The 526-nt window shown below is 65.6% G+C and carries 1 protein-coding gene; it reads right to left on the bottom strand.

Annotated elements, in window-relative coordinates:
- Positions 1 to 526 (bottom strand): hypothetical protein (locus IE093_RS22370; RefSeq protein WP_189473144.1); only part of this gene is annotated, 526 nt, incomplete at both ends.

Raw genomic sequence — 526 nt, 5'->3', positions numbered from 1 at the left:
CGCGCTGGTTGTGCAGGTCTTGGGTGATATCCAGCGTGGCGTTATTACTAGCGAGCGTGCCGTCGGTGTTGGTCAGGGTGCCGACGGTGAGCGAGACGTTGCCGTTGGCCTGCAGCCGTCCCTGGGTATTATCGAGAGTGTCGGCGACGTCGAGAATCAGGTCACCGGCGGTGGCGGCGATCAGGCCGTCATTGGCGTTGTCGAGCGAGGCGGCATCGAGGTTGATGCTATCGGCGATGAGCTGGCCCTGGCGGTTGGTGAGCGCGCCGACATCGGTCAGTTGCAGGTGTTTGGCGACCAGGATGCCCTGGGTGTTGTCGAGGGAAACTCCACCGTTCAGTACCAGGTCACCGTTCGTGACCTGCAGGCGCCCGGCGCGGTTGTTCAGCGCCTCGACCAGGTCGAGGTGCAACCCCTGGCGGGCGCTGATCAGCCCTTCATCGTTGTCGAGGCGGTCGAGCGTCAGGGTGACCAGGTCGCCGACCAGGCGGCCGCCGTGGTTGGCCAGGCGGTCGGCGTCGAGCGT

The sequence above is a fragment of the Litchfieldella qijiaojingensis genome (assembly GCF_014651875.1).
Taxonomy (GTDB): domain Bacteria; phylum Pseudomonadota; class Gammaproteobacteria; order Pseudomonadales; family Halomonadaceae; genus Litchfieldella; species Litchfieldella qijiaojingensis.
This window is presented reverse-complemented; position numbering and strand designations above follow the sequence as displayed.